Origin of the sequence: Streptomyces sp. NPDC048636, from assembly GCF_040650655.1 — a bacterium.
Taxonomy (GTDB): Bacteria; Actinomycetota; Actinomycetes; order Streptomycetales; family Streptomycetaceae; genus Streptomyces.
In genome coordinates this window covers 863,021-887,381 of sequence record NZ_JBEZHR010000002.1, presented here as the reverse complement: position 1 = coordinate 887,381, position 24,361 = coordinate 863,021, and the positions used below count along the sequence as shown (strand labels likewise).

20 protein-coding genes and 1 tRNA gene are annotated in these 24,361 nt (G+C 70.4%); 11 read left to right on the top strand and 10 right to left on the bottom strand.

Features of this window, described 5'->3' with window-relative positions; genetic code table 11:
- Window positions 1–322: 322 nt before the first annotated feature.
- Both AB0C66_RS09800 and hrpB read left to right on the top strand, forming a co-directional pair.
- On the top strand, window positions 323–1,198 hold the full coding sequence (locus AB0C66_RS09800) for a class I SAM-dependent methyltransferase (RefSeq protein ID WP_362435141.1): 876 nt from the start codon (window positions 323–325) through the stop codon (window positions 1,196–1,198).
- Entirely contained in the window at window positions 1,090–3,795 is a 2,706-nt protein-coding gene (gene hrpB / locus AB0C66_RS09795) for an ATP-dependent helicase HrpB (RefSeq protein ID WP_362435139.1), read from the top strand. The genes AB0C66_RS09800 and hrpB overlap by 109 nt, the downstream gene beginning before the upstream one ends.
- Window positions 3,796–3,834: 39 nt before the next feature.
- On the opposite strand, the gene AB0C66_RS09790 is transcribed toward hrpB, so the two are convergent.
- The 6 genes from AB0C66_RS09790 to polA all read right to left on the bottom strand — a co-directional run bounded on the left by AB0C66_RS09790 (window position 3,835) and on the right by polA (window position 10,529).
- A complete protein-coding gene (locus AB0C66_RS09790; protein ID WP_362435136.1) occupies window positions 3,835–4,215 on the bottom strand; it encodes a hypothetical protein in 381 nt (126 codons plus the stop codon).
- Window positions 4,212–4,430: a hypothetical protein gene (locus AB0C66_RS09785; protein ID WP_176183556.1), complete on the bottom strand. Its 219-nt coding sequence runs from the start codon at window positions 4,428–4,430 to the stop codon at window positions 4,212–4,214. The genes AB0C66_RS09790 and AB0C66_RS09785 overlap by 4 nt, the downstream gene beginning before the upstream one ends.
- A gap of 109 nt (window positions 4,431–4,539) precedes the next feature.
- Window positions 4,540–5,541 carry a DUF3068 domain-containing protein gene (locus AB0C66_RS09780; RefSeq protein ID WP_362435132.1) on the bottom strand — a complete coding sequence of 334 codons (1,002 nt, stop codon included), beginning with the start codon at window positions 5,539–5,541 and terminating at the stop codon, window positions 4,540–4,542.
- Between the two features lie 15 nt (window positions 5,542–5,556).
- Window positions 5,557–5,691 (bottom strand): SPW_0924 family protein, encoded by a 135-nt coding sequence (locus AB0C66_RS09775; RefSeq protein ID WP_362435130.1) that lies wholly within the window; start codon window positions 5,689–5,691, stop codon window positions 5,557–5,559.
- Between the two features lie 198 nt (window positions 5,692–5,889).
- Window positions 5,890–7,653, bottom strand: coding sequence for a lytic murein transglycosylase (locus AB0C66_RS09770; RefSeq protein ID WP_362435128.1), 1,764 nt, complete (start codon window positions 7,651–7,653; stop codon window positions 5,890–5,892).
- A gap of 137 nt (window positions 7,654–7,790) precedes the next feature.
- A complete protein-coding gene (gene polA / locus AB0C66_RS09765) occupies window positions 7,791–10,529 on the bottom strand; it encodes a DNA polymerase I (RefSeq protein ID WP_362435125.1) in 2,739 nt (912 codons plus the stop codon).
- A gap of 178 nt (window positions 10,530–10,707) precedes the next feature.
- Between polA and AB0C66_RS09760 the strand changes: the two genes are divergently transcribed.
- The 8 genes from AB0C66_RS09760 to AB0C66_RS09725 all read left to right on the top strand — a co-directional run bounded on the left by AB0C66_RS09760 (window position 10,708) and on the right by AB0C66_RS09725 (window position 20,470).
- Window positions 10,708–12,987 (top strand): FdhF/YdeP family oxidoreductase, encoded by a 2,280-nt coding sequence (locus AB0C66_RS09760; RefSeq protein WP_362435123.1) that lies wholly within the window; start codon window positions 10,708–10,710, stop codon window positions 12,985–12,987.
- Between the two features lie 63 nt (window positions 12,988–13,050).
- Window positions 13,051–13,566 carry a hotdog fold thioesterase gene (locus AB0C66_RS09755; RefSeq protein WP_362435120.1) on the top strand — a complete coding sequence of 172 codons (516 nt, stop codon included), beginning with the start codon at window positions 13,051–13,053 and terminating at the stop codon, window positions 13,564–13,566.
- A gap of 270 nt (window positions 13,567–13,836) precedes the next feature.
- The gene (locus tag AB0C66_RS09750; protein WP_362435118.1) at window positions 13,837–14,526 is read left to right on the top strand and encodes a hypothetical protein; all 690 of its coding nucleotides are present in this window, start codon (window positions 13,837–13,839) and stop codon (window positions 14,524–14,526) included.
- A 279-nt stretch (window positions 14,527–14,805) separates the two neighbouring features.
- The gene (locus tag AB0C66_RS09745; protein WP_362435116.1) at window positions 14,806–16,038 is read left to right on the top strand and encodes a branched-chain amino acid ABC transporter substrate-binding protein; all 1,233 of its coding nucleotides are present in this window, start codon (window positions 14,806–14,808) and stop codon (window positions 16,036–16,038) included.
- A 101-nt stretch (window positions 16,039–16,139) separates the two neighbouring features.
- Window positions 16,140–17,072, top strand: a complete 933-nt coding sequence (locus AB0C66_RS09740) for a branched-chain amino acid ABC transporter permease (protein ID WP_362435114.1) — start codon at window positions 16,140–16,142, stop codon at window positions 17,070–17,072.
- Between the two features lie 10 nt (window positions 17,073–17,082).
- The gene (locus AB0C66_RS09735; RefSeq protein ID WP_362435112.1) at window positions 17,083–18,825 is read left to right on the top strand and encodes a branched-chain amino acid ABC transporter permease; all 1,743 of its coding nucleotides are present in this window, start codon (window positions 17,083–17,085) and stop codon (window positions 18,823–18,825) included.
- Window positions 18,826–18,830: 5 nt separating this feature from the next.
- Entirely contained in the window at window positions 18,831–19,757 is a 927-nt protein-coding gene (locus AB0C66_RS09730) for an ABC transporter ATP-binding protein (protein WP_362435633.1), read from the top strand.
- Window positions 19,754–20,470, top strand: a complete 717-nt coding sequence (locus AB0C66_RS09725) for an ABC transporter ATP-binding protein (protein ID WP_254742931.1) — start codon at window positions 19,754–19,756, stop codon at window positions 20,468–20,470. The genes AB0C66_RS09730 and AB0C66_RS09725 overlap by 4 nt, the downstream gene beginning before the upstream one ends.
- Before the next feature lie 77 nt (window positions 20,471–20,547).
- On the opposite strand, the gene AB0C66_RS09720 is transcribed toward AB0C66_RS09725, so the two are convergent.
- Window positions 20,548–21,183: a response regulator gene (locus AB0C66_RS09720; protein ID WP_362435110.1), complete on the bottom strand. Its 636-nt coding sequence runs from the start codon at window positions 21,181–21,183 to the stop codon at window positions 20,548–20,550.
- 97 nt (window positions 21,184–21,280) lie between these two features.
- Here AB0C66_RS09720 and AB0C66_RS09715 point away from each other — a divergent pair.
- Window positions 21,281–21,363, top strand: a tRNA-Leu gene (locus AB0C66_RS09715).
- Between the two features lie 97 nt (window positions 21,364–21,460).
- Here AB0C66_RS09715 and pyk read toward each other — a convergent pair.
- The 3 genes from pyk to AB0C66_RS09700 form a co-directional block, all read right to left on the bottom strand.
- Window positions 21,461–22,891, bottom strand: coding sequence for a pyruvate kinase (gene pyk / locus AB0C66_RS09710; RefSeq protein WP_362435108.1), 1,431 nt, complete (start codon window positions 22,889–22,891; stop codon window positions 21,461–21,463).
- 144 nt (window positions 22,892–23,035) lie between these two features.
- Window positions 23,036–23,731 (bottom strand): SIMPL domain-containing protein, encoded by a 696-nt coding sequence (locus AB0C66_RS09705; protein ID WP_362435106.1) that lies wholly within the window; start codon window positions 23,729–23,731, stop codon window positions 23,036–23,038.
- 50 nt (window positions 23,732–23,781) lie between these two features.
- Window positions 23,782–24,240 carry an NUDIX hydrolase gene (locus AB0C66_RS09700; RefSeq protein ID WP_362435103.1) on the bottom strand — a complete coding sequence of 153 codons (459 nt, stop codon included), beginning with the start codon at window positions 24,238–24,240 and terminating at the stop codon, window positions 23,782–23,784.
- Window positions 24,241–24,361 lie beyond the last annotated feature (121 nt).

Sequence of the window (24,361 nt, the reverse complement as noted above, 5' to 3'; positions counted from 1 at the left end):
GTAGGTACTGCTACGCCGGGACCCTTATCGCACTGCCGAAGCCGGACAGCCTTGGAGGCGTTGACCTTTCCGAGATTTCGAAAAGCGCCTCGACAACCGAGGGGACATACAACAGATACGAGCGCGGCCTGCTCCGTCCGAGGCGCGCAAGCCCGCAGCGCAACTTGTAGCATACGGGGGCAGCCGGGCATGGTCAATGCACGAAGAGCACACGCGGGGCTTATCGCCCCGAACCCGGCATTTTTGCATGGTCCGTACTGCGACGCGGTCACACCGTGCCCCGCAGCCACAGGTCGATACAGAGAGTACGACGACGCGCGCGATGGTCCAAGAACACGAACCCGACGGCCACCCCGGAACAGCGGCGGAACCGGCGGCCACCCGGCGGACCGCGGACGACACGGAGAGCAGCAGGGCCAGCCGCGGATGGTGGGACCGCAACGCGGACGAGTACCAGGAGGAGCACGGCGGCTTCCTCGGCGACGACCGCTTCATATGGGGCCCGGAAGGGCTCGACGAGGCGGACGCCGGGCTGCTCGGTCCGGCGGCGGGGCTGAAGGGGCTGGACGTCCTGGAGGTGGGGGCGGGCGCCGCGCAGTGCGCGCGCTGGCTGGCGGCGCGGGGCGCCCGGCCGGTCGCGCTCGACCTCTCCTACCAGCAGCTCCGGCACGCCCGCCGGATCGACGCCGGGGCCGGGGGCTCCGCCGCGGCCATGGAGCCGGTGGCCCTGGTCCAGGCCGACGCCACGGCGCTCCCCTTCCAGGACGGCTCCTTCGACCTGGCGTGCTCGGCCTACGGCGCGGTGCCGTTCGTCGCCGATCCGGTGCGGGTGATGCGGGAGGTCCACCGGGTGCTGCGGCCGGGCGGCCGCTGGGTCTTCTCGGTGACCCATCCCCTCCGCTGGGCGTTCCCCGACGAACCGGGGCCCGAGGGGCTGTCGGTCGCCGCCTCCTACTTCGATCGCACCCCGTATGTGGAACAGGACGAGCAGGGTCGCGCGGTCTATGTGGAACACCACCGCACCCTGGGTGACCGGGTACGGGACGTGGTGGCCGCGGGCTTCCGGCTGATCGATCTCGTGGAACCGGAATGGCCCGACTGGAACCATCAGGAGTGGGGCGGCTGGTCCCCGCTGCGCGGCGGGCTGATCCCGGGCACGGCCGTCTTCGTCTGCGAGCGGGACCGGGCCGCCCGGTGACCCCTCGCTCCGGCGCGCCCGACGCCCTGGACCGGCTTCCCGTACGGGAGGCCGTCCCGGATCTGCTGCGCGCCCTCGACGAGCGGGGCGCGGCGGTGCTCTGCGCGCCGCCGGGCACCGGTAAGACCACCCTGGTGCCGCTGGTGCTCGCCGGGCTGGTGGGGAACGGGCCGGCGGGTGACGGTCCGGTGGATGACGGGCCGGCGGGTGACGGGCGGCCGGTGCGCCGGGTGCTGGTCGCCGAGCCCCGGCGGATCGCGGCCCGTGCCGCGGCACGGCGGATGGCGTGGCTGCTGGGCGAGCGGGTCGGCGAACGGGTCGGCTTCACCGTGCGCGGGGAGCGGCAGGCGGGCCGCGGGACCGTGGTCGAGGTGGTCACCACCGGTGTGCTGCTGCAACGGCTGCAACGCGATCAGGAGTTGGCCGGGGTCGATGTGGTCGTCCTCGACGAATGCCATGAACGCCATCTGGACGCCGATACGGCCGCCGCCTTCCTGCTGGATGTCCGGGCGACGCTCCGCCCGGAGCTGCGGCTGGTCGCGGCGTCGGCCACCACGGACGCGGAGGGCTGGGCGCGGCTGCTCGGCGGCGGCGAGGGCGCTGCCGCACCGGTGGTGTCGGCCCCCGGTCTGTCCCACCCGGTGGAGGTCGTCTGGGCACCACCGGCCCGTCCGGTGCGCCCGTCGCACGGGATGCGGGTGGACCCCGCCCTGCTGGAGCACGTCGCGTCGGTGGTGCGGCGGACGCTGCGCGAGCGCGAGGGCGATGTGCTGTGCTTCCTGCCCGGTGTCGGGGAGATCGCGCGGGTGGCCGGAATGCTGGGCGGCCTCGGCGGGGCCGAGGTCCTCCAGGTGCACGGCCGGGCCCCGGCCGCCGTGCAGGAGGCGGTGCTCGCCGGGACGGACGGCGGTCCGCGGCGGGTGGTGCTGGCGACCTCCGTCGCCGAGTCCAGCCTGACGGTGCCGGGCGTACGGGTGGTGGTGGACTGCGGGCTGGCCCGCGAACCGCGGATGGACCACGCGCGGGGGCTGAGCGCGCTCACGACCGTACGGGCCTCCCGCGCCGCCGCCCGCCAGCGCGCGGGCCGTGCCGGGCGTGAGGCGCCGGGCACGGTCTACCGCTGCTGGCCGGAGGCGGAGGACGCGAGGCTGCCGCGCTTCCCCTCCCCGGAGATCGCCGGTGCGGATCTGACGGCCTTCGCGCTGCACGCGGCGTGCTGGGGCGCGCCGGACGGATCCGGCCTCGCCCTGCTGGACCCGCCGCCCGCCGGGGCGATGGCGGCCGCGCGCGGGGTGCTGACCGCGATCGGCGCCGTGGACGCGGCCGGGCGGTCCACCGAGCGCGGCACCCGGATGGCCCGGCTGGGGCTCCACCCCCGGCTCGCACGGGCGCTGCTGGACGGCGCGCGGGAGGTCGGCGCGGGCCGGGCGGCCGAGGTGGTGGCGCTGTTGAGCGAGGAGCCGCCGCGGGAGTACGGCGACGACCTGGCGGGCGCCTGGCGCACCGCCCGCCGGGGCGGCGACCCCTATGCCGCCCGCTGGCGGCAGGAGGTCCGCCGTCTGGAACGTGCCCTGTCGTCGGAGGCCGAGGACCAGCGGCAGCGCGGTGGTGGGGGCGCCCGGAGCGAGGACGCGGTGGCCGGGCTGGTGGCCGCGCTGGCGTTTCCCGAGCGGGTCGCCCGGCGGCGCGGGGAGCGGACGTATCTGATGGCGGCCGGGACGGGCGCGGAGCTGGGCGACGGGTCGCGGCTCGGCGGCCCGGACTGGCTCGCGGTGGCCGTCGCCGACCGGCCGGTGACCTCCGCGTCCGCACGGGTGCGGCTCGCGGCCGTGACCGACGAGGCCACCGCGCGGGCCGCCGCCGCGGCGCTCGGCTCGGAGGGCGAGGAGGTGCGCTGGGACGGGGGCGACGTGGTCGCGCGGCGGGTGTCACGGCTCGGCGCGATCGAGCTGGTGACCCGCCCGCTGACCGACCCCGATCCGGAACGGGTGCGCAGCGCCCTGCTGGAGGGGTTGCGCCGGGAGGGCCCGGGGCTGCTGCGCTGGTCGGCCGGTGCCACGGCGCTGCGGCAGCGGCTGGCCTTTCTGCACCGGGAGTTGGGCCCGCCCTGGCCGGACGTCTCCGACGCGGCGCTGGTGGAACGGGCCGACGACTGGCTCGGCGTGGAGCTCGGCCGGGCGCGCGGCCGGGCCGGTCTGGCGCGGGTGGACGCCGGGCAGGCGCTGTCCCGGCTGATGCCGTGGGCGACGGGTGACGCGGCGCGCTTCGAGGAGCTGGCGCCGGAGCGGGTCGAGGTGCCGAGCGGTTCACGGGTGCGGGTCGACTACGGCGAGGGCCAGCCGGTGCTCGCGGCGAAGCTCCAGGAGCTGTTCGGCTGGCAGGAGACCCCGCGGATCGCGGGCGGACGGGTGCCGCTGCTGGTGCATCTGCTGTCTCCGGCGGGCCGCCCGGCGGCGGTCACCGCCGATCTGGCGTCCTTCTGGAAGGAGGGCTACCGCTCGGTCCGGGCGGAGCTGCGCGGCCGCTATCCCAAGCACCCCTGGCCCGAGGACCCGGCCGCGGCCGAACCCACCCGCCGTACCAACCCCCGCCGCTGAGGGGCCGCCGTCCCGGAGCCGGAGCCGAGGCCGAAGGCGTCAGTCGGCTGCCCAGCCGCGGAGCCGACGGGCCGTTTCGCCGAGGCGGTGTCCGGTGGTCTTCCGCATGTCGCGGACCAGTTCGACCATCGCGCCCGGTGGCGGGCTGATGCGTTCCCCGGACTCCTCTATATACATCTGCGCGCAGGCCACGCCGATCGTGGCGTTGTAGTCGGAGAAGGGTTCGAGGATCAGGGAGGTGTGCAGAAAGGTGGCGGCACGGGCGGCGGCCTCCTCGTAGTACGGCTCGCCCGCGAAGCGCTCGTAGCGGTGCCGCTCGGTCATACAGTGCAGCGCACCCCAGTCCCGCACCGGTGTGTTCACCGGGGAGACCGCGACCTGGACGTTGAGCACCCAGCCCGCGTCGACGTACAGGATCACCGCATGCCGTGCGGGAACTCCCGCTCGAATTCGGTCTTGTACTCCAGGGCGAACCGCACGGCGCCCTCGACGAAGCGCTGCTTCTGCCGCCGCCGCACCACGTCCTCGGTCAGTATGTCGTGCGCCAGCCGCTTGATCGCGACGCCCTTCTCCTTGGCCTCCGCCCGCAGCTCGGCCAGCTCCTGCTCGGTGAATTCAATCGTGATGCCCGGCATGGGCGGAATGCTAGCCATGCCCCTGCCCTGATCACTACCGGCTTCGCCACCTCGAGCGAATACCAGGACAGAAGTTGACGCCGCAGATGCTGACCGGTCCGTCCGAACGCTAGGGGGAACCGCTGGCCACCGGCTCGGCGGCGGCCGGTCCGGCCCGGGCCGCGGGGCGCGGGCGGCGGCCACGGGCCTCCAGCCACAGCGCGAGGGCGAACAGCCCGCCCCCCAGGGTGAGCAGACCCCACGGCAGATAGCTGGTGAGCAGCAGGATCAGCTGCCGCTGGGAGGAAACCAGGTCCACGGTGTGCTCGAGGTAGTCCTCGCGCATCTTCACATGACCGGCGAAGACGGTCACCTTGTCCCGGTCGCCCAGCAGGGTGCCGCCGCGCAGCTCCTCGCGGTGGATTTCCTCGCCGTTGACAGGCGCGCCGGTGAGGGGCTCGACCCAGAACATGCGCTTGGTGGTGTACCAGCGGGAGGTTCCGGCCTTGCGGACGGTCTCGGGGGTGACGCCGTCCACGGGCATGGCCTTGGGCAGCGGCACCTTGGTCCAGGGGATGGTCTGCTCGAAGTAGTAGACCTCCAGTCCGCGGAAGGTGCGGGTGCCCTTGTAGTGGATGGGGGCGGAGGTGCGGGTCTGGGCGTCGAAGTAGCGGTAGTCGCGCTTCTCGGTGAGGAACGGCCATTTGAACTCGATGCCGTCGCGGCGCACCGGGTCGCCGTCGACGTGTTCACCGCCGGAGTGCACCGGGTCCTGGGAGTGGGCGTCGAAGACATAGCGCTCGGGGATCCGGGAGACCATCTTCCCGTCGGGCCCCGCGACGTACGACAAGGCATCCCAGACCACCACATCGCGCCCGGTGGTCCGGCCGACCTTCTCGGCGGCCGCCACGTTTCCGCGCAGGGTCTGCACGATGCTGATCTTGGGTACCTGGCGGGGCTTCATGGTCCCGTAGTCGAGGAGGGTGGCGGGCGCGGCTTCGAGTACGGCCGTCTGGTACTCATCCGGCGGGATCTTGGCGAGCCGGGGGAACGCGTACCAGCGCAGCAGGGGGGAGAGGGCGGCGCAGAACACGGCGAAGGCGAGCAGCACCAGGCTGGCGGTGCGGCGCATGGCGGTCCGCCTCCCTCAGGGGTGTTCGGGGACGGTGGTGAGCAGGGGCTCGGGGGAGGTCGTGCCGCCGGGGCCGCCGAGTGCGGTGACGGTGAGGATGAGCGCGAGGGCGGCGGTGAGCCCGATCGCGGCGGCGGCGAGGGCACGCATGGTGGGCCTCCCGTTTGCTCCGGGGTGACGAGCGATATCTGACATAGCGTCAGTTCGGGGCACCGTAGCAACGGGTGGCGCAGATGAGAACACGGGCGCGGGAAAGAAGGGCCCCGGAATAGCACCGCGCCGCCCGCGGGTCCGTCGGGACCCACGGGCGGCACGTATGCGGTACGCGGCCTTACGGCACCCCGGTCATCAGGGAGCGGTGGCCTGAGTGACCTTCAGCTCCACGGTGAGCACCGCGCCGTCGGCCGTGGTCAGCCGGAGCAGATAGCTGCCCGCGTGGTCGTCGGCGACGATCTTCGGCAGGGTGAGCTGTCCCAGGGCGTTGGTCTTCAGCCCGGCCAGGGTGCGGACGGGCTTGCCCTTCTCATCCAGGAAGTACGGGCCCTCGTCGTTCTCCACGGGCTTCTCGGGGTCCGCGGTGACCATGGTCGCGGTGACCGGCACACCCGCGGCGACCTCACCCTTGTAGGTGGCCTTGACGGTGAGCGGATCGGCGAACGCGCCGCCGGTCTCGGCCTCGAGGGCCTTGTCCCCGATCCGGGCCAGCACATCGGCCCGCGGGGCGGGCCGGGCCTTGACGGTGGCCTTGAACTCGACCGGGGTCAGCTTCTTTCCCTCCACCGTGGCGCGCACGGTGAAGGAGCCGGGCCGCTCGCCCGCGGTGAGCTTGGGCGCGGTGGCGGTGCCGTCCGAACCGGTGAGCACCACGGCGGACGTGACCAGACCGACGAAGCGGGCGCCCGTCTCACCACTGATCTCGTAGCGGATCTTCGCCTTGGCCACCGGCTTGCCCTTGGCGTCCACCGCGCGGACGCGGGGCGTCTCGGCGAACTCGGTGCCCGCGGTGGCGGACAGCTCCTTGGCGCCGACCGAGGCGAGGGTGCTGGGCGCGGGCTTCGTGGGCGGCTTCGGCGCGGGGGTGCCGGGCGTCTCGCCGCCCTGCGAGGGGGGCTTGGGGCTGCCGGAGTCGGTGCCGGGCTCGGGCTTGGGCAGCGGGTGCGGACGGCCCTGCTCCTTGCCCCCGTGGTCCTTTCCGCCCTGGCCCTTGCCGCCGTGGCCCTTCCCGGAACCCTTGCCGCCGGTGCCCGGTCCGGAGCCGCCGGAGCGGTTGTCCGAGGGCAGCACCCCGGCGCCGTCGGGCACCTCATGGGTGCCGCGCTTGTAGTACTCGAACCACGACAGGACCGTGTTCAGATACTCCTGCGAGTGGTTGTAACCGAGGATCGCCTGGTGCAACTGGCCCTCGGTGGACAGGTCCCGGCCGCCCGCGCACAGGTAGTGCCCGGCGGCGAGGGCCGCGTCGTAGATGTTGTTGGGGTCCCGGTCACCGTCACCATTGCCGTCACGGCCCCAGTTGGCCCAGGTGGACGGGATGAACTGCATGGGGCCGACGGCCCGGTCATGGGTGGCGTCCCCGTCGAAGGCACCGCGGTCGGTGTCCTTGATCATGGCGAAGCCATTGCCGTTGAGCACCGGGCCGAGGATGGGCCGGGGGGTGGTGCCCTCGGCGTCCACATTGCCGCCGCGGGCCTGGCCGGACTCGACCTTGCCGATCGCGGCCAGCAGCTGCCAGGGCAGATTGCAGCCCGGGCGGGTGTCCTTGAGGGTGCTCTCCGCCCTCTTGTACGCGTCGAGGACGGTGGCGGGGATACCGGCCTCGGCCTTGGCGCCGCCACCGGGGATACCGGGCAGATCGGCCGAGGCGTCCGGCTTGTCGGGCGTCTTCAGGGGTGGCAGATCGGTGTGGTACGACGAACCGCCGTCGATCGGGGTGTTGTCGTCCGCCGCCGGTGATTCGCTCGCCGACTGCTCCCGGTCCCGGTCACGGTCGCCATGGTCCGGACTGCTGGCGAACCCCGGTGCCTGCGATGCGGTGAGCGCGGCCATCGCGGCCGCCGCCACCGCCGTCGTGGCCGCCCCCTTGCGCAGACGTCGGCTGATAAGCGGTGCCATCCGTGTGTCCCTCCCGTCGAACACGATGCGCTCCCCCCGCGCGTCAACCCTCGCGACACTACGGCAACTTATGGCCCGCATCCAGCGATGCACACCTCGCTCCAGGGCTTCTCCGCACTTCCCCGGTAAGGGTTGCCTCAGTGAGCGGCCGACTCCCAGTCCGCACCGGAACCGACCGACACATCCAGCGGGGCGCGGAGCTGGAAGGCGCCCGCCATCTCACGGCGCACCAACTCCTCGACCCGCTCCCGCTCACCGGGCGCCACCTCGAGCACGATTTCATCGTGGACCTGCAACAACATCCGCGAGGAGAGTTCTTCCTTCGTCAACGCCGCGTCCACCTTGAGCATCGCGATCTTCACGATATCGGCGGCGGTGCCCTGGATCGGGGCGTTGAGCGCCATCCGCTCGGCCATCTCGCGGCGCTGGCGGTTGTCGCTGGTGAGGTCGGGCAGATAGCGGCGGCGGCCGAGCATGGTCTCGGTGTAGCCGGTGGCCCGCGCCTCCTCCACGACCCGCTGGAGATAGTCGCGCACCCCGCCGAACCGCTGGAAGAAGTTCTCCATCAGCTTGCGCGCCTCGTCCGGGGTGATGCCCAGCTGCTGGGAGAGGCCGAACGCCGACAGGCCGTACGCCAGACCGTAGGACATCGCCTTGATCTTGCGGCGCATCTCCGGGTCCACCGCGGACTTGGCGACGCCGAAGACCTGGGAGGCGACCGTGGTGTGCAGGTCCTCACCGGAGGTGAACGCCTCGATCAGGCCCTCGTCCTCGGAGAGATGAGCCATGACGCGCAGCTCGATCTGGCTGTAGTCGGCCGTCATCAGGGCCTCGAAGCCCTCGCCGACCACGAAGCCGCGCCGGATGGCCCGGCCCTCGTCGGTGCGCACCGGAATGTTCTGGAGGTTGGGGTCGGTGGAGGACAGCCGCCCGGTGGCGGCCACCGTCTGGTTGAAGCTGGTGTGGATCCTGCCGCCGGGCGCGATGGTCTTGATCAGCCCTTCGACGGTGGAGCGCAGCCGGGCCTGCTCACGGTGGCGCAGCATGATCACCGGGAGCTCGTGGTCGGTCTGCCCGGCCAGCCAGGCGAGCGCGTCGGCGTCGGTGGTGTAACCGGTCTTGGTCTTCTTGGTCTTGGGCAGACCCAGCTCGTTGAAGAGCACTTCCTGGAGCTGCTTGGGCGAGCCGAGGTTGAACTCATGGCCCACGGCGGCATGGGCCTCCTGCACGGCCTGCTGCACGGCGGCGGCGAACTGCTGCTCCATGCGGTCCAGCCAGGCGCGGTCGGCGGCGATGCCCGCGCGCTCCATCCGGGCCAGCAACTCCGAGGTGGGCAGCTCCACATCGTGCAGCAGCCCGGCGGCGCCGACGGCCTCCAGCCGCTCGCCGAACGCCTCGCCGAGGTCGAGGATGGTCCGCGCCTTGATCATCAGGGCGTCCTGCTCGGCCTCGTCGTCGGTGCCGAAGGCGAGCTGTCCGCTGTCCGCGGCGGAGGCCGGGGAGAGCTCACGGCCCAGATACTCCACCGACAGTGCGTCCAGCTCGAAGGAGCGGCGGCCGGGCTTGACCAGATACGCGGCCAGGGCGGTGTCCATGCGCACGCCCGCGATGGACCAGCCGTGCTCGGCGAAGACCCGCATCAGCCCCTTGGCGTTATGCATCACCTTGGGGCGGCCGGTGTCGGCGAGCCATTCGGCGAACGCCCGCTCATCGGCCTCGTCCAGCCCCGCGGGGTCGAAGCAGACGGCCGGGCCCCCGGCGGTGGCCAGCGCGATCTCGCTGACACTGCCGCTGCCCAGCGCCCAGGTGTCGACGGTGGCCAGGCCCAGGGCCGCACCGCCGTGCTGCTCCAGCCAGGGGGCGAGCCCGCCCGCGTCCAGCGTGACGCCGTCGACCTCGACACCGGGGCCCGCGGCCACCGGCTCCTCCTCGGTGGCGCCCGGGTCGGCGGCCATGACGCGGTCCCGGAAGTTCTGATGGCGGAACTCCAGGGCGTCCAGGATCACCGCGAGCGCTTCCCTGTTGTACGGGGCGCGCCGGAGACCGTCCGGTCCGGTGCCCAGCTCCACATCCCGCACCAGCTCGGTGAGCTGCCGGTTGAGCTTGACGGACTCCAGGTGGTCGCGGAGCTTGTCGCCGACCTTGCCCTTGACCTCGTCGACCCGGTCCACCAACTCCTGGAACGAGCCGAACTGGTTGATCCACTTCGCGGCGGTCTTCTCACCGACGCCCGGGATCCCGGGGAGATTGTCCGAGGGGTCGCCGCGCAGCGCCGCGAAGTCCGGGTACTGGGCGGGGGTGAGGCCGTACTTCTCCTGGACCTTCTCGGGGGTGAAACGGGTCAGCTCCGAAACGCCCTTGGTCGGGTAGAGGACCGTGACATGGTCGCTGACCAGCTGGAAGGAGTCGCGGTCGCCGGTGACGATCAGCACCTCGAACCCCTCCGCCTCGGCCTGGGTGGCAAGGGTGGCGATCACATCGTCGGCCTCGAAGCCGTCGATCGCGAAGCGGGTGACGCTCATGGCGTCGAGGAGCTCGCCGATCAGCTCGACCTGACCCTTGAACTCGTCCGGGGTCTTGGAGCGGTTCGCCTTGTACTCGGTGAACTGCGCGGAGCGCCAGGTCTTGCGCGAGACGTCGAACGCCACCGCCAGGTGCGTGGGCCGCTCATCACGGAGCGTATTCGCCAGCATCGAGATGAAGCCGTAGATCGCGTTGGTGGTCTGGCCGGTGGTCGTATTGAAGTTCTCCGCCGGCAGCGCGAAGAATGCCCGGTATGCCATGGAATGCCCGTCCAGCAGGAGCAGGCGGGGACGGTCCTCCCCCGTGCGGTCGGACGCGGGCGCTGCGGTCTTCTTCGATGCTTTCTCTGCCACGTCCCCGATCCTGCCACGCCCCACCGACAATGCTTCCCGCCCCGGGTACCGGACCGGCGGACACCCGGGTGAGGATCAGGGGAAACCGCCCGGTGCCGGATGTCGGTGCCCCATGACAGGATCGGTCACAGCAGATCCCTGCACAGGACACACACCGCCGAGCTCAAAGGGGAGTGACATGGCAGCCAAGCCGCCCACGGGCGACCCGGTCCAGGACGCGCCGGAGGTCACGCCTCCGAAGCACTCCGCCGTGGGCCTGCCCGCCGTCGGCCACTCCCTGCGCATCGCCCACCAGCAGATGGGCGTGCGCCGCGCCGCGCTCACCCTCCTCCGGGTCAACCAGAAAGACGGCTTCGACTGTCCGGGTTGCGCCTGGCCGGAGCCCGAGAAGCGGCACACGGTGGAGTTCTGTGAGAACGGCGCGAAGGCCGTCGCCGAAGAGGCCACACTGCGCCGGGTCACCCCCGAGTTCTTCGCCGCCCACCCGGTGGCCGACCTCGCCACCCGCAGCGGTTACTGGCTCGGTCAGCAGGGGCGGCTCACCCACCCCATGTATCTGCCCGAGGGCGGCACCTCCTACGAGCCGGTCTCCTGGGACCGCGCGTTCGGGATCATCGCCGAGGAGCTGGGCGCGCTGTCCTCCCCCGACGAGGCCGTCTTCTACACCTCCGGCCGCACCAGCAACGAGGCGGCCTTCCTCTACCAGCTCTTCGCCCGCGAGTTCGGCACCAACAACCTGCCGGACTGCTCCAATATGTGCCACGAGTCCTCGGGCTCGGCGCTCACCGAGACCCTGGGCGTCGGCAAGGGCAGCGTGCTGCTGGAGGACCTCCACACGGCCGACCTGATCATCGTCGCCGGGCAGAACCCGGGCACCAACCATCCCCGGATGCTCGCCGCCCTGGAGAAGGCCAAGAACAGCGGCGCGAAGATCATTTCCATCAATCCGCTGCCCGAAGCGGGGCTCGAGCGGTTCAAGAACCCGCAGACCCCGCGCGGTCTCACCACCGGTGTCGCGCTCACCGACCTCTTCCTCCAGATCAGGCTCGGCGGCGACCAGGCCCTCTTCCGCCTGCTCAACCGGCTGATCCTGGAGACCGACGGCGCGGTCGACGAGGCGTTCGTCCGCGAGCACACCCATGGCTTCGAGGAGTTCGCCGCCACGGCCCGCGACGCCGACTGGGACGAGACGCTGCGCGCCACCGGTCTGGACCGCGCCGAGATCGACCGCGCGCTGCGCATGGTCCTCGCCTCCCGGCGCACCATCGTCTGCTGGGCGATGGGGCTCACCCAGCACAAGCACTCGGTGCCCACCATCCGGGAAGTGGTCAACTTCCTGCTGTTGCGCGGGAATGTGGGCCGTCCCGGCGCCGGGGTGTGCCCGGTGCGCGGCCACAGCAATGTGCAGGGCGACCGCACCATGGGCATCTTCGAGCGGCCCGCCCCGGCCTTCCTGGACGCCCTGGAGCGCGAGTTCGGCTTCGCACCGCCCCGCGAGCACGGCTTCGACGTGGTCCGCGCCATCCGGGCGCTGCGCGACGGCCAGGCCAAGGTCTTCTTCGCCATGGGCGGCAACTTCGTGGCGGCGTCACCCGACACCGAGGTCACCGAGGACGCCATGCGCGGCGCCCGGCTGACCGTCCACGTCTCCACCAAGCTCAACCGCTCGCACGTGGTCACCGGCGCCCGGGCGCTGATCCTGCCCACCCTCGGCCGCACCGACCGCGACCTCCAGGCCGGTGGTCCGCAGTTCGTCACCGTCGAGGACTCCATGGGCATGGTGCACGCCTCGCGCGGCCGCCTGGAGCCCGCCAGTCCCCAGCTGCTCTCCGAGCCCGCGATCGTCGCCCGGCTGGCCCGCCGGGTGCTGGGCCCCGGCAGCCGCACCCCCTGGGAGGAGTTCGAGAAGGACTACGCCTCGATCCGGGACCGGATCGCCGCCGTGATCCCCGGTTTCGAGGACTTCAACGCCAGGGTGAGCGACCCCGCCGGCTTCGCCCTGCCGCACGGCCCGCGCGACAGCCGCACCTTCCCCACCGCCACCGGCAAGGCCAACTTCACCGCCGCCCCGGTGGAGTATCCAAAGGTGCCCGAGGGCCGTCTGCTGCTCCAGACGCTTCGCTCCCACGACCAGTACAACACCACGATCTACGGCCTGGACGACCGCTACCGGGGGATCAAGAACGGTCGCCGGGTGGTGCTGATCCACCCCGAGGACGCCGGGGAGCTGGGGCTCGCCGACGGCTCGTACACCGATCTGGTCAGCGAGTGGACCGACGGCAGCGAGCGGCGCGCCACCGGCTTCCGCGTGGTCCACTACCCGACCACGCGCGGCTGCGCCGCCTCCTATTACCCGGAGACCAACGTCCTGGTGCCGCTGGACTCCACCGCCGACACCAGCAACACCCCGGCCAGCAAGTCGGTGGTGATCCGCCTGGAGCCGAGCGCCCCGGCCTAAGCGTTTGCTCAGCCACCTGATAAGAAAGGTGGCTACGAGACAGCACACGATCGGAGCCGGTCCATGGGCGAGCAGTCCAGCGTGAAGTTCCCGCAAGAGGTCATCGACGAATACGCGGCGCTCGGCGTCGACCTTCCCGCGCTGTTCTCCGCCGGCCACCTCGGCGCTCGTATGGGGGTGAAGATCCAGGAGGCCTCCGCCGAGCGCGTGGTGGGCACCCTGCCGGTGGAGGGCAACACCCAGCCGTACGGGCTGCTGCACGGCGGCGCCTCCGCGGTACTGGCCGAGACCCTCGGCTCGATCGGCTCGATGCTGCACGGGGGCAGCGGACGGATCGCGGTCGGGGTGGACCTCAACTGCACCCATCACCGCGGGGTCCGCTCCGGTCTGGTCACCGGTGTCGCCACCCCCGCCCACCAGGGCCGCTCCACCGCCACCTACGAGATCGTGATCAGCGATGAGCAGGGCCGCCGGGTGTGCACCGCCCGGCTGACCTGTCTGCTGCGCGAGATCGACGAGGCCGGCCGGGCCCGGACGGTCGCCGAGATGCGGGAGGCGAAGGAGCGCGCCGCCCAGTGACGCCCTGACGGTGGTGCGGCGCCCCCTCGCCCCGGCTCTCCCCCGCCGCGCCACCGGCCCGCCCCCGCACGGTCTCCGGCTCCCCTGGTGCACGGCCGTTGCCTCTCCCCCGGGCGCGGTCTAACGTTTCTCCATGAGGGCATCGACCCGGGTGCACACGGACCGTGCGGCACAGGAGTTGATCAGACATCAGGCGGCGCGGCGCCATGCGCCCGTCCACCGCGCTCTCCACCGCGTCAGCCGCCCCGCCGCGCACCGGCGGCCTCCGGCATGAGCGCCATCGGGCCGGTCGAACCGGCCGCCCCCGGCGATGAGCCGCGCCCCGCGCTCCCCCGCGCCGCGCCCTTCGCCGAATCCGCCGAAACCCCCGAAACCCTCTCCGGCCGCGCCGGTGACCCCGACTCCCCCGGCGTCCATGGGCGTTGGGCGGCGCTGCCCCGGCGTACGCGCCTGACCACCCTCGCCGTCACCGGTGTCGTCGCCGTCATCGCGACGGGCTGCTATCTCCTGCTGGACCGACACGCTCCGCCCGCACCCCCGCCACCCCCCTGGCCCGCCCAGGCGGTCGAGGTGAGCTACGCGGGCGCAACTGCCCTGGGGAGTGCGGCAGACGACGGTGTCTTCGCATTCCGGATACGGGTCGCCGCGGTCCGGGACACCGCTCTGACCGTGGAGAACATCGCCCAGCCGTATCCCTCGTTGACCCTCACCACCAGCCCTCGCACTCCCATCTCGGTGCCACCCGGGGCCAGTCGTGAGCTCACCGTGCGCATCTCGGTGCGGCATTGTTCGGGGCTTCCGCGCAGCGTCGAACTGCCTCCGCTCGACATCACGCTCCGTAACATTCGCGCAATGCAGGACCAGACTTTTCTGCTCGGCGACGCCTACGCAAACGATCTTTCCACCGCACTGCGTGCACACTGCTCCGCACATCGCTCGCGAGTTCCCCACACTCCTTAGCGGAACTGCAACTTCTCAGCATCCGGACCAAATAATTAATCCGGTTTTGCCCGATTCGTTCGTTCTGTTCCGCTACACGGACGTCCCTGGGTGACGCGCGTCATAACAAGACAGTCACATCATGGCCTGCACCTCTGCCACCCGCGACGCCCCACGCTTAGAGTCACAGCCAGTCACGACCCCGTCGGGTGTACGCCGCACCTGCACGGCTACAACAGGTCTATTCGGCGAGGACACGGCACCCCGGGAAAAGGGGGGCCGGCCAAGAAAGGATTCCTCGTGCGACACCGTTCCTTGCTCATCATGACGACCGCGATCACTGCGGGAGCCCTCACCCTCACCGCCTGCGGGTCGCGCGACGGCAAAGACTCAAGCGGGGACAAGGACCAGAAGACCACTGTGGTCATCGGAGTCGATGCCCCGCTGACGGGTTCGCTGTCCGCCCTCGGCCAGGGCATCAAGAACTCCGTCGACCTCGCGACGAAGATCGCCAACAAGAACAACGAGGTGGAGGGCGTGACCTTCAAGGTCAAGTCCTTCGACGACCAGGCCGTGCCGTCCTCCGGCAAGCAGAACGCCACCTCGATGGTCGACGACGAGGAGATCCTCGGCATGGTCGGCCCGCTGAACTCGGGCGTCGCCCAGTCCATGCAGGGTGTCTTCAACAAGGCCGATCTCGCGCAGGTCTCCCCGGCCAACACCAACCCGGCGCTGAGCCAGGGTGACAACTGGGCCTCCGGCAAGAAGGAGCGCCCGTTCCAGACCTACTTCCGCACCGCGACCACCGACATCATCCAGGGTCGCTTCGCCGCGCAGTACTACTACAACGACGCCAAGAAGCGGAAGGTCTTCGTCGTCGACGACAAGCAGGCCTACGGCAACGGCCTGGCCAAGATCTTCGCCGCCGAGTTCAAGCGGCTGGGCGGCCAGGTCGTCGGCACCGACCACCTGACCGTCAAGGAGACCGACTTCTCCGGGATCTCCAGCAAGGTCAAGTCCGCCAAGGCCGACTCGGTCTACTTCGGCGGCCAGTACCCCGAGGGCGGTCTCCTCTCCGACCAGGTCAAGCAGGCCGGTGCGGACGTCCCGATCATGGGCGGCGACGGCATCTACGACCCCGCCTTCATCAAGGCGTCGGGCACCAGCAACGACGGTGACCTCGCCACCTCCGTCGGCTACCCGGTCGAGCAGCTGGACTCCGCCAAGACGTTCATGAAGAACTACCAGGCCCAGGGGTACAAGGACCCGTTCGCGGCCTACGGCGGCTACTCCTACGACGCGGCCTGGTCGATCATCCAGGCGGTCAAGCAGGTCGTGAACGACAACGACGGCGAGCTCCCGGACGACTCCCGCGCCAAGGTCACCGAAGCGCTCGGCAAGGTCTCGTTCGACGGCGTCACCGGCAAGGTCTCCTTCGACAAGTACGGCGACACCACCAACAAGCAGCTCACCGTCTACGAGGTCAAGAAGGGCGCCTGGAAGTCCGTGAAGAGCGCCACCTTCAAGGACTGACCGGCGACTGCCCCGCACTTCACCCAACGAAACCGCGCGAGGGCGCACACCAGCGCCCTCGCGCGGCGTCATAATCCGACACGCTCATCGGAGGCCCTGCGGTGCACGAACTGCCGCAAACGCTGGTCAACGGCCTGACCCTGGGTGCTCTCTATGGCTTGATCGCCATCGGGTACACCATGGTCTACGGCATCGTCCAGCTCATCAACTTCGCCCACGGCGAGATCTTCATGATCGGGGGCTTCGGCGCCCTCACCATCTACATCTGGCTGCCCAGTGGCACCGCGCTCTCCCTCGCACTGCCGCTGATGCTCGTCGGCGGAGTGGTCGCGTCGGTCGGTATCGCCACGGCGGCCGAACGGTTCGCCTACCGACCCCTGCGTGGCGGACCACGGCTCGCTCCACTCATCACGGCGATCGGTCTGTCGATCGCGTTGCAGCAGGCCGTCTGGGCCTTCTACCCGGACGCCAAGAAGCCCCGCAGCTTCCCGCAGTTCGAGGGCACGTCCTTTGAGATCTTCAGCAATCTGCATATCCAGCGGGGTGACGCGTTCCTGCTGATAGCCGCCCCGATGTGCATGCTCGCCCTGGGCCTGTTCGTGTCCAAGAGCCGGGCCGGCCGCGCCATGCAGGCCACCGCCCAGGACCCCGACACCGCCAAGCTGATGGGCATCAACACCGACCGCATCATCGTGATGGCCTTCGCCATCGGCGGTGCGTTCGCCGCCGTCGCCGCCCTCGCCCACGGGCTCAAGTACGGCCAGATCAACTTTGAGATGGGCTTCATCGCCGGTCTCAAGGCGTTCACCGCCGCCGTCCTCGGCGGTATCGGCAATATCTACGGCGCCATGCTCGGCGGCGTCGTCCTCGGCATCGCCGAAGCGCTGGCGATCAAGTACATCCAGGACATCCCCGGGATGGACCAGCTGGGCGGCGGTGCCTGGAAGGACGTCTGGGCGTTCGCCCTGCTCATCCTCGTCCTGCTGGTCAGGCCACAGGGTCTGCTCGGCGAACGCGTAGCGGACCGGGCGTGAGGGAGTGACCATGAGCACCGACACCACCAAGAACACCGCCCCGAACACCGGCGCCGCCCCCCGCACCACCCTGCTGCGCGCGCTCACCGCCGCCGGCGGACTCGCCGGGGTCGTCTCCACCTTCCTCGCCTGGACCTGGACGGCCGACTTCCCCGGGGACCTCACCGTCTACGGCTATCCCGGCGGACTCCAGCTCCTCACCCTGGTGCTGGCCCTGGCCACCACCGTCTTCGCGCTCGCCGCCCTGGACATCCGGGGGCTGCGCTGGCTCACCCCTGCCGGTTCCACCGCGGCCCTGCGCGCGGCGGCCCTGGGCACCTTCGCCGTCACCTGGTTCACGGTCATCGCCATCGCCGTCGACCTCGACGGCCTGGTCAACCTGGAGCCCGGCGCCTGGGTGGCCGGCCTGGCCACCGCGGTCCCGGTCGCCACCAGCTTCCTGCTGCCGGGGGACGCCCGGCCGATCCGCCGCCCCAAGGAGCTGCCCTCCTGGGCCGAGATCCTGATCATCGCGGGCGCCTTCGCCATCGGTCTGTACGTCCTCAACTACGGCATCCAGACCGACGCCGACCACCCCGAGCCGTTCCTCGGCTATCTCATCGCGGTGATCTTCGGTGCCCTCGCCCTGACGAAGTCGGGTCTCATCACCCGGATCAGCGCGCTCACCACCACCCACCGCTCCACCACCCTGATCGCGGCACTGGTCACGGCGGTCGCCTTCCCCTTCTTCCAGGAGAAGGCCAGCTACACCGAGCTCGGCGTCAACATCGCGATCTTCGCGACCGTCGCCCTCGGCCTGAACATCGTCGTCGGCCTCGCCGGGCTTCTCGACCTCGGTTACGTCGCCTTCCTCGGCGTCGGCGCCTACACCGCGGCCCTGGTCTCCGGAGCCACCGCCTCCACCATCGACGTCCACCTCCCGTTCTGGGCCGCGGTGATCGCCGGAGCCGTGGTCTCCCTGATCTTCGGCGTCATCATCGGCGCCCCGACCCTGCGGCTGCGCGGCGACTACCTCGCCATCGTCACCCTGGGCTTCGGAGAGATCTTCCGCATCACCGTGCTCAACCTCGACGGCACCTCGGGCCCCTCGGTCACCAACGGCCCCAACGGCGTCCCCAACATCCCGCCGCTGGAGGTCTTCGGCTTCAACTTCGACGATGAGCACAGCATCGGGGGGCTCACCCTCGACTCCAACGGCAACTACTACCTGCTGATGCTGCTCGTCACGATCCTCGTGGTGCTGGTCTTCAGCCGGGCGGGCAACTCCCGTATCGGGCGCGCCTGGGTGGCCATCCGTGAGGACGAGACCGCCGCCACCGCGATGGGCATCAACGGCTTCCGGGTCAAGCTGATCGCCTTCGCGCTGGGCGCCACCCTCGCCGGTGTCGCGGGCACCGTCTGGGCCCACTTCCAGACCACCGTCGTCCCCGAGCAGTACGTCTTCGCCGGTCCCGTACCGCCGAACTCCACGTTCCTGCTCGCCGCCGTCATCCTCGGCGGTATGGGCACCATCGGCGGTCCGCTGCTGGGCGCCACGCTGCTCTTCCTGATCCCCAAGAAGCTGGAATTCCTCCAGGACTACCAGCTTCTCGCCTTCGGCCTCGCGCTGATCCTGCTGATGCGCTTCCGCCCCGAAGGAATCATCCCCAACCGGCGGCAGCAGCTCGAGTACCACGAGACGGGCCAGCTCGACGTGCCCGACGGCACGGCGCTCCAGAACAGCACCGTCGGTGTCACCAAGGCGGAGGCGTGACCGAGATGACGACCATCACCACCACCGCTCCCGTGCTCACCGCCACCGGCGTCACCATGCGCTTCGGCGGACTCACGGCCGTACGCTCGGTCGACCTCGCCGTCCACCCGGGCGAGATCGTCGGACTCATCGGTCCCAACGGCGCGGGCAAGACCACCTTCTTCAACTGCCTCACCGGTCTGTACGTGCCCACCGAAGGCACCGTGTCCTACCAGGGGAACGTACTGCCGCCCAAGCCCCATCTGGTCACCCAGGCCGGGGTCGCCCGCACCTTCCAGAACATCCGGCTCTTCGCCAATATGACGGTGCTGGAGAACGTCCTCGTCGGCCGCCACACCCGCACCAGGGAGGGGCTGTGGTCCGCACTCCTGCGCGGCCCCGGCTTCAAGCGCGCCGAGGCCGCGTCCAGGGCGCGGGCCATGGAGCTCCTGGAGTTCACCGGCCTCGCCGACAAGGCCGACCACCTCTCCCGCAACCTCCCCTACGGTGAACAGCGCAAGCTGGAGATCGCCCGGGCGCTCGCCAGCGACCCCGGGCTGCTCCTCCTCGACGAGCCCACCGCGGGGATGAACCCGCAGGAGACCCGGGCCACCGAGGAACTGGTCTTCGCCATCCGGGACCAGGGCACCGCCGTACTCGTCATCGAGCACGACATGCGCTTCATCTTCAACCTGTGCGACCGGGTGGCCGTGCTCGTCCAGGGTCAGAAGCTGGTCGAGGGCACCTCGGACGTCGTCCAGAGCGACGAACGCGTGGTCGCCGCCTACCTCGGTACCCCCTTCGAGGGCGACCCGGGCGAGGAGGAGGCCGCCGAGGTCGAGGCCGCGGAGGCCGGAGCCACCGGGCGCACCGGCGGGGCGGGCCCGACGAAGTCGACGGGCACCGCCGGGGACGCGGAGAGCACCACAGCACGTACGGAGGACGAACAGTGACCGCACTGCTCGAGGTCGAAGACCTGCGGGTGGCCTACGGCAAGATCGAAGCCGTCAAGGGCATCTCGTTCAGCGTCGAGGCCGGCCAGGTCGTCACCCTGATCGGCACCAACGGCGCCGGTAAGACGACCACTCTGCGCACCCTGTCCGGCCTTCTGGAACCCCTCGGCGGCTCCATCCGCTTCGACGGCAAGCCGCTCAAGGGCATCCCCGCTCACAAGATCGTCGCGCTGGGCCTTGCCCACTCCCCCGAGGGACGGCATATCTTCCCGCGGCTGACGATCGCCGAGAACCTCCAGCTCGGAGCGTTTCTCCGGAAGGACACCGACGGGATCGCCGCCGATATCCAGAAGGCGTACGACCTGTTCCCCATCCTCGGTGAACGCCGCGCCCAGGCGGCGGGCACCCTCTCCGGCGGTGAGCAGCAGATGCTCGCCATGGGCCGGGCGCTGATGTCCCGCCCCAAGCTGCTGATGCTCGACGAACCCTCGATGGGGCTCTCGCCGATCATGATGCAGAAGATCATGCAGACGATCGCCGAACTGAAGGCACAGGGCACCACCATCCTGCTGGTGGAGCAGAACGCCCAGGCCGCACTGTCACTGGCCGATCAGGGCCATGTGATGGAGATCGGCAAGATCGTGCTGTCGGGCTCCGGGGAGTCGCTGCTGCATGACGAGTCGGTGCGGAAGGCATACCTCGGCGAGGACTGAGAGCGCCGGGACAGAGGAGAGGCCCGCACCGATTCCCGGTGCGGGCCTCTCCTCTCTGTCTCTCTTCTTGCCCGCGCCTACTGCTCCTTGGCCTTCTTCTCCTCGGCGTCCTCGATGACGGCCTCGGCCACCTGCTGCATCGACAGCCGTCGGTCCATCGAGGTCTTCTGGATCCAGCGGAACGCGGCGGGCTCGGTCAGCCCGTACTGGGTCTGAAGGATGCTCTTGGCCCGGTCCACCAGCTTGCGGGTCTCCAGCCGCTGGGAGAGATCGGCGACTTCCTGCTCCAGCGTCCTCAGCTCGGTGAAGCGGGAGACCGCCATCTCGATGGCGGGCACCACATCGCTCTTGCTGAACGGCTTCACCAGATACGCCATCGCCCCGGCGTCCCGCGCCCGCTCCACCAGCTCGCGCTGTGAGAAGGCGGTGAGCATCAGCACGGGCGCGATCCGCTCACCCGCGATCCGCTCGGCGGCGGAGATCCCGTCCAGCACGGGCATCTTCACATCGAGGATCACAAGGTCGGGCCGGTGCTCCTGAGCGAGCGCGACGGCCCTCTCGCCATCGCCCGCCTCGCCGACGACGGAGTACCCCTCCTCCTCGAGCATCTCCTTGAGGTCGAGGCGGATCAGTGCCTCGTCCTCGGCGATGACGACGCGGGTGGTCTGTGGCGGGATATGCGACTGCTCGTCGACGGGCTCGGTGGCGCTCACGGGGCTCCTCGTTCATGGCAGGTGCTGCACCCCGAGCCTACCTGTGGGACGAGATCGTCTCGCACACGGTAAGCTGTGCGCGCGCTCCAAACACCTTGCCGGGTTGGTGGAACGGTATACACGGAGGTCTCAAACACCTCTGCCCGAGAGGGCTTGCGGGTTCGAATCCCGCACCCGGTACCCATTTCTTGAAACGGCCGACCTTTGTGACACGGCCGACGCACCGAGATCGGGATCTCCCGGGTGCGACGCTCGGTTCACACCTGAGTACGGTCGGCTAGCGCAGATCGTCCGCTCCGATGTAGTGGGCGCGGACCAGGTTGGTGGAGCCGGAGACACCGGGCGGGGAACCGGCGGTGATGATGACGAGGTCGCCCTTCTTGCAGCGGCCGAGGCGCAGCAACTCCTCGTCGACCTGGGCCACCATCGAGTCCGTGGAGTCGACCCTCGGACCGAGGAAGGTCTCGACGCCCCAGGTGAGGTTGAGCTGGGAGCGGGTGTTCGGCTCGGGGGTGAAGGCGAGGAGCGGGATCGGGGAGCGGTAGCGGGAGAGGCGGCGGACGGTGTCGCCGGACTGGGTGAAGGCGACCAGGCAGGCGGCGTCGAGGAAGTCGCCCATCTCGGCCGCCGCGCGGGCCACCGCACCGCCCTGGGTGCGGGGCTTGTTGCGCTCGGTGAGCGGGGGCAGGCCCTTGGCGAGGATGTCCTCCTCGGCAGCGGCGACGATCCGGCCCATCGTCTTGACTGTGGCGATGGGGTACTTCCCGACGCTGGTCTCGCCGGAGAGCATCACCGCGTCGGTGCCGTCGATCACCGCGTTGGCCACGTCGGAGGCCTCGGCGCGGGTGGGGCGGGAGTTGTCGATCATCGAATCCAGCATCTGGGTGGCGACGATCACCGGCTTGGCGTTCCGCTTCGCCAGCTTGATCGCGCGCTTCTGGACGATCGGCACCTGCTCCAGCGGCATTTCGACGCCGAGGTCACCGCGGGCGACCATGATGCCGTCGAAGGCGTCGACGATCCCCTCCAGGTTCTCGACGGCCTGCGGCTTCTCGATCTTGGCGATGACCGGGAGGCGGCAGTCCTCCTCGTCCATCACCCGGTGCACATCGATGACGTCCTTCTCGTTGCGGACGAAGGACAGGGCGATGATGTCGGCGCCGGTGCGCAGCGCCCAGCGCAGGTCGTCGATGTCCTTCTGGGAGAGGGCGGGGACGGAGACGGCGACTCCGGGGAGGTTGAGCCCCTTGTGGTCGGAGACCATGCCGCCTTCGATCACGATCGTGTGCACACGCGGGCCGTCGACATCGACGACCTCGAGGGTGACGCGGCCGTCGTCGACGAGGATCCGCTCGCCCCGGCTGACATCGGCGGCCAGTCCGTCATAGGTGGTGCCGCAGCGGTGCTGGTCGCCCTCGATCGGTTCGACGGTGATGGTGAACTCGTCGCCGCGTTCAAGCAGTACGGGACCTTCGTGGAATCGGCCGAGGCGAATCTTCGGGCCTTGAAGGTCGGCGAGGATGCCGACACTGCGGCCGGTTTCCAGCGAGGCTTTCCGCACCCGCCGGTATCGCTCCTCGTGCTCGGCGTAGGTGCCGTGGCTGAGGTTGAAGCGGGCCACATCCATTCCGGCCTCGACGAGTGCCTTGATCTGCTCGTACGAGTCGGTGGCGGGTCCCAGCGTACAGACGATTTTTGCTCGGCGCATGGCTCGAGCCTATGACTTACCCGTGGGTAAAGGACCGAGAAGTCCATACTCCTCCATGGCAATTGCCTGGCAGGTTATTGACAACTAATGAAACGTGCATGGCTCTGCTCCGATGAGCGACCGAGAAGCGATTTCCGGGCCGGTTCAGAGCTCCGGGCGGGTCATGGTGAAGCGCGCGTTGACATGCGCGTACACGGTCTGGCGCTCCGGTTCCAGATCCAGGGCGGGGGCCTGCTCGGCGCCGCCGTACCCGGAGCGTGACCGGTGGGTGACCGACGCCGCCGGGGACATCGCCGCGCCCTCCGCCTCGAGATCGGCCAGCTCGACCAGGGCGACCAGGGAGGCGCCCACCGCCTCGGCGTACTCGCGGGCGCGGCGTACCGCCTGGCGCACCGCTTCCTGACGGGCCTCGCGGTGGACGGGCGAGTCGGGGCGCAGCGCCCATCGGGGGCCGTTGACGGTGGTGAGTTCGGCGTCGCCGAGCCGGGTGGTGAGCTCACCGAGCACGGTGAAGTCGGCGATCGTCACGGTGAGATGGACCCGGCCGTGGTAGGCGCGGACGCGCTCATGGCGCCCCTTGGCGGTGAGCTCGGGGGTGAGGGTGAAGGCGCCGGTCTCCACGGTCTCGATGGCGTCCCCGTAGGACGTGACGAGGTCGAGGACGTCCTTGTTGCGCCGGGTGAGATCCGCCAGCGCGGCCCGCCGGTCGGAGCCGCGGGCGGCGACGGTGATCCCGAGGCGGGCGGTCTCGGGGTCGACCTCGAGCCGTGCCTCACCGCGGACGGCCAGCCGCGGGGTGTCGGGGGTGCCGTACGGGACGGGGGCCGCGGGCTGGTTCATGGGATGCTCCTGGATTGATGGGGGGGGACGTAGCGGGCCGGAGGGAGGGCTCAGGGGGACGGTGTGGTGAGCCGTCCCCGCGGCGGGCGTTCGGCGTTCAGGGCCAGGGCGATGTCCACCAGCGGCACCCGGTCCAGAGCGGGCACCCGGTCCAGGTCGATCCACTCCGCGCGGTCGGTCGAGCCGCCCGTCTCATGGCGCAGCGCTCCGCCGGTCACCCGGGCCGCGTAGAGCACGCGCACCCCGTGGAAGCGGGCGTCGCGACGGAACCGCCGGGGGGTGCGCTCGCGGACCGTGTCGATACCGAGCAGCCGCTCTATCTCCACCGTATGACCGGTCTCCTCCTCGACCTCACGGTGGACGGCGTCGCAGGGGTCCTCGCCGTGGTGGAGTCCGCCGCCGGGCATCGTCCACCGCTTGCCATCGGGACCGATCCACCGGGCGAGCAGGACCTTGCCGTCGTCGACGCAGACGGCGTACGCGGCGACGCGCAGATGTCGGTTGGCCATGCCCCCAGAATGCCGGAAGCAATCTGATCGCAACCTGTCAAGGCTGTTGCGGAATGGCTGGGTTGGGCCAGAATCTACGCGCGTTGTGCCCGTTCCGGAGGGCGCCACGCGCATCAACTCG

What these genes read in the sequence shown, in the direction of transcription:
- AB0C66_RS09755 (WP_362435120.1), top strand. Translation starts at nt 13,051, where the DNA reads ATGGGCGAGCAGTCCAGCGTGAAGTTCCCGCAAGAGGTCATCGACGAA.
- AB0C66_RS09760 (WP_362435123.1), top strand. Translation starts at nt 10,708, where the DNA reads ATGGCAGCCAAGCCGCCCACGGGCGACCCGGTCCAGGACGCGCCGGAG.
- AB0C66_RS09785 (WP_176183556.1), bottom strand. Translation starts at nt 4,430, where the DNA reads ATGCCGGGCATCACGATTGAATTCACCGAGCAGGAGCTGGCCGAGCTG.
- AB0C66_RS09770 (WP_362435128.1), bottom strand. Translation starts at nt 7,653, where the DNA reads ATGGCACCGCTTATCAGCCGACGTCTGCGCAAGGGGGCGGCCACGACG.
- pyk (WP_362435108.1), bottom strand. Translation starts at nt 22,891, where the DNA reads ATGCGCCGAGCAAAAATCGTCTGTACGCTGGGACCCGCCACCGACTCG.
- AB0C66_RS09775 (WP_362435130.1), bottom strand. Translation starts at nt 5,691, where the DNA reads ATGCGTGCCCTCGCCGCCGCCGCGATCGGGCTCACCGCCGCCCTCGCG.
- AB0C66_RS09735 (WP_362435112.1), top strand. Translation starts at nt 17,083, where the DNA reads ATGAGCACCGACACCACCAAGAACACCGCCCCGAACACCGGCGCCGCC.
- AB0C66_RS09730 (WP_362435633.1), top strand. Translation starts at nt 18,831, where the DNA reads ATGACGACCATCACCACCACCGCTCCCGTGCTCACCGCCACCGGCGTC.
- AB0C66_RS09700 (WP_362435103.1), bottom strand. Translation starts at nt 24,240, where the DNA reads ATGGCCAACCGACATCTGCGCGTCGCCGCGTACGCCGTCTGCGTCGAC.
- hrpB (WP_362435139.1), top strand. Translation starts at nt 1,090, where the DNA reads ATGGCCCGACTGGAACCATCAGGAGTGGGGCGGCTGGTCCCCGCTGCG.
- AB0C66_RS09780 (WP_362435132.1), bottom strand. Translation starts at nt 5,541, where the DNA reads ATGCGCCGCACCGCCAGCCTGGTGCTGCTCGCCTTCGCCGTGTTCTGC.
- AB0C66_RS09800 (WP_362435141.1), top strand. Translation starts at nt 323, where the DNA reads ATGGTCCAAGAACACGAACCCGACGGCCACCCCGGAACAGCGGCGGAA.
- AB0C66_RS09705 (WP_362435106.1), bottom strand. Translation starts at nt 23,731, where the DNA reads ATGAACCAGCCCGCGGCCCCCGTCCCGTACGGCACCCCCGACACCCCG.
- AB0C66_RS09750 (WP_362435118.1), top strand. Translation starts at nt 13,837, where the DNA reads ATGAGCGCCATCGGGCCGGTCGAACCGGCCGCCCCCGGCGATGAGCCG.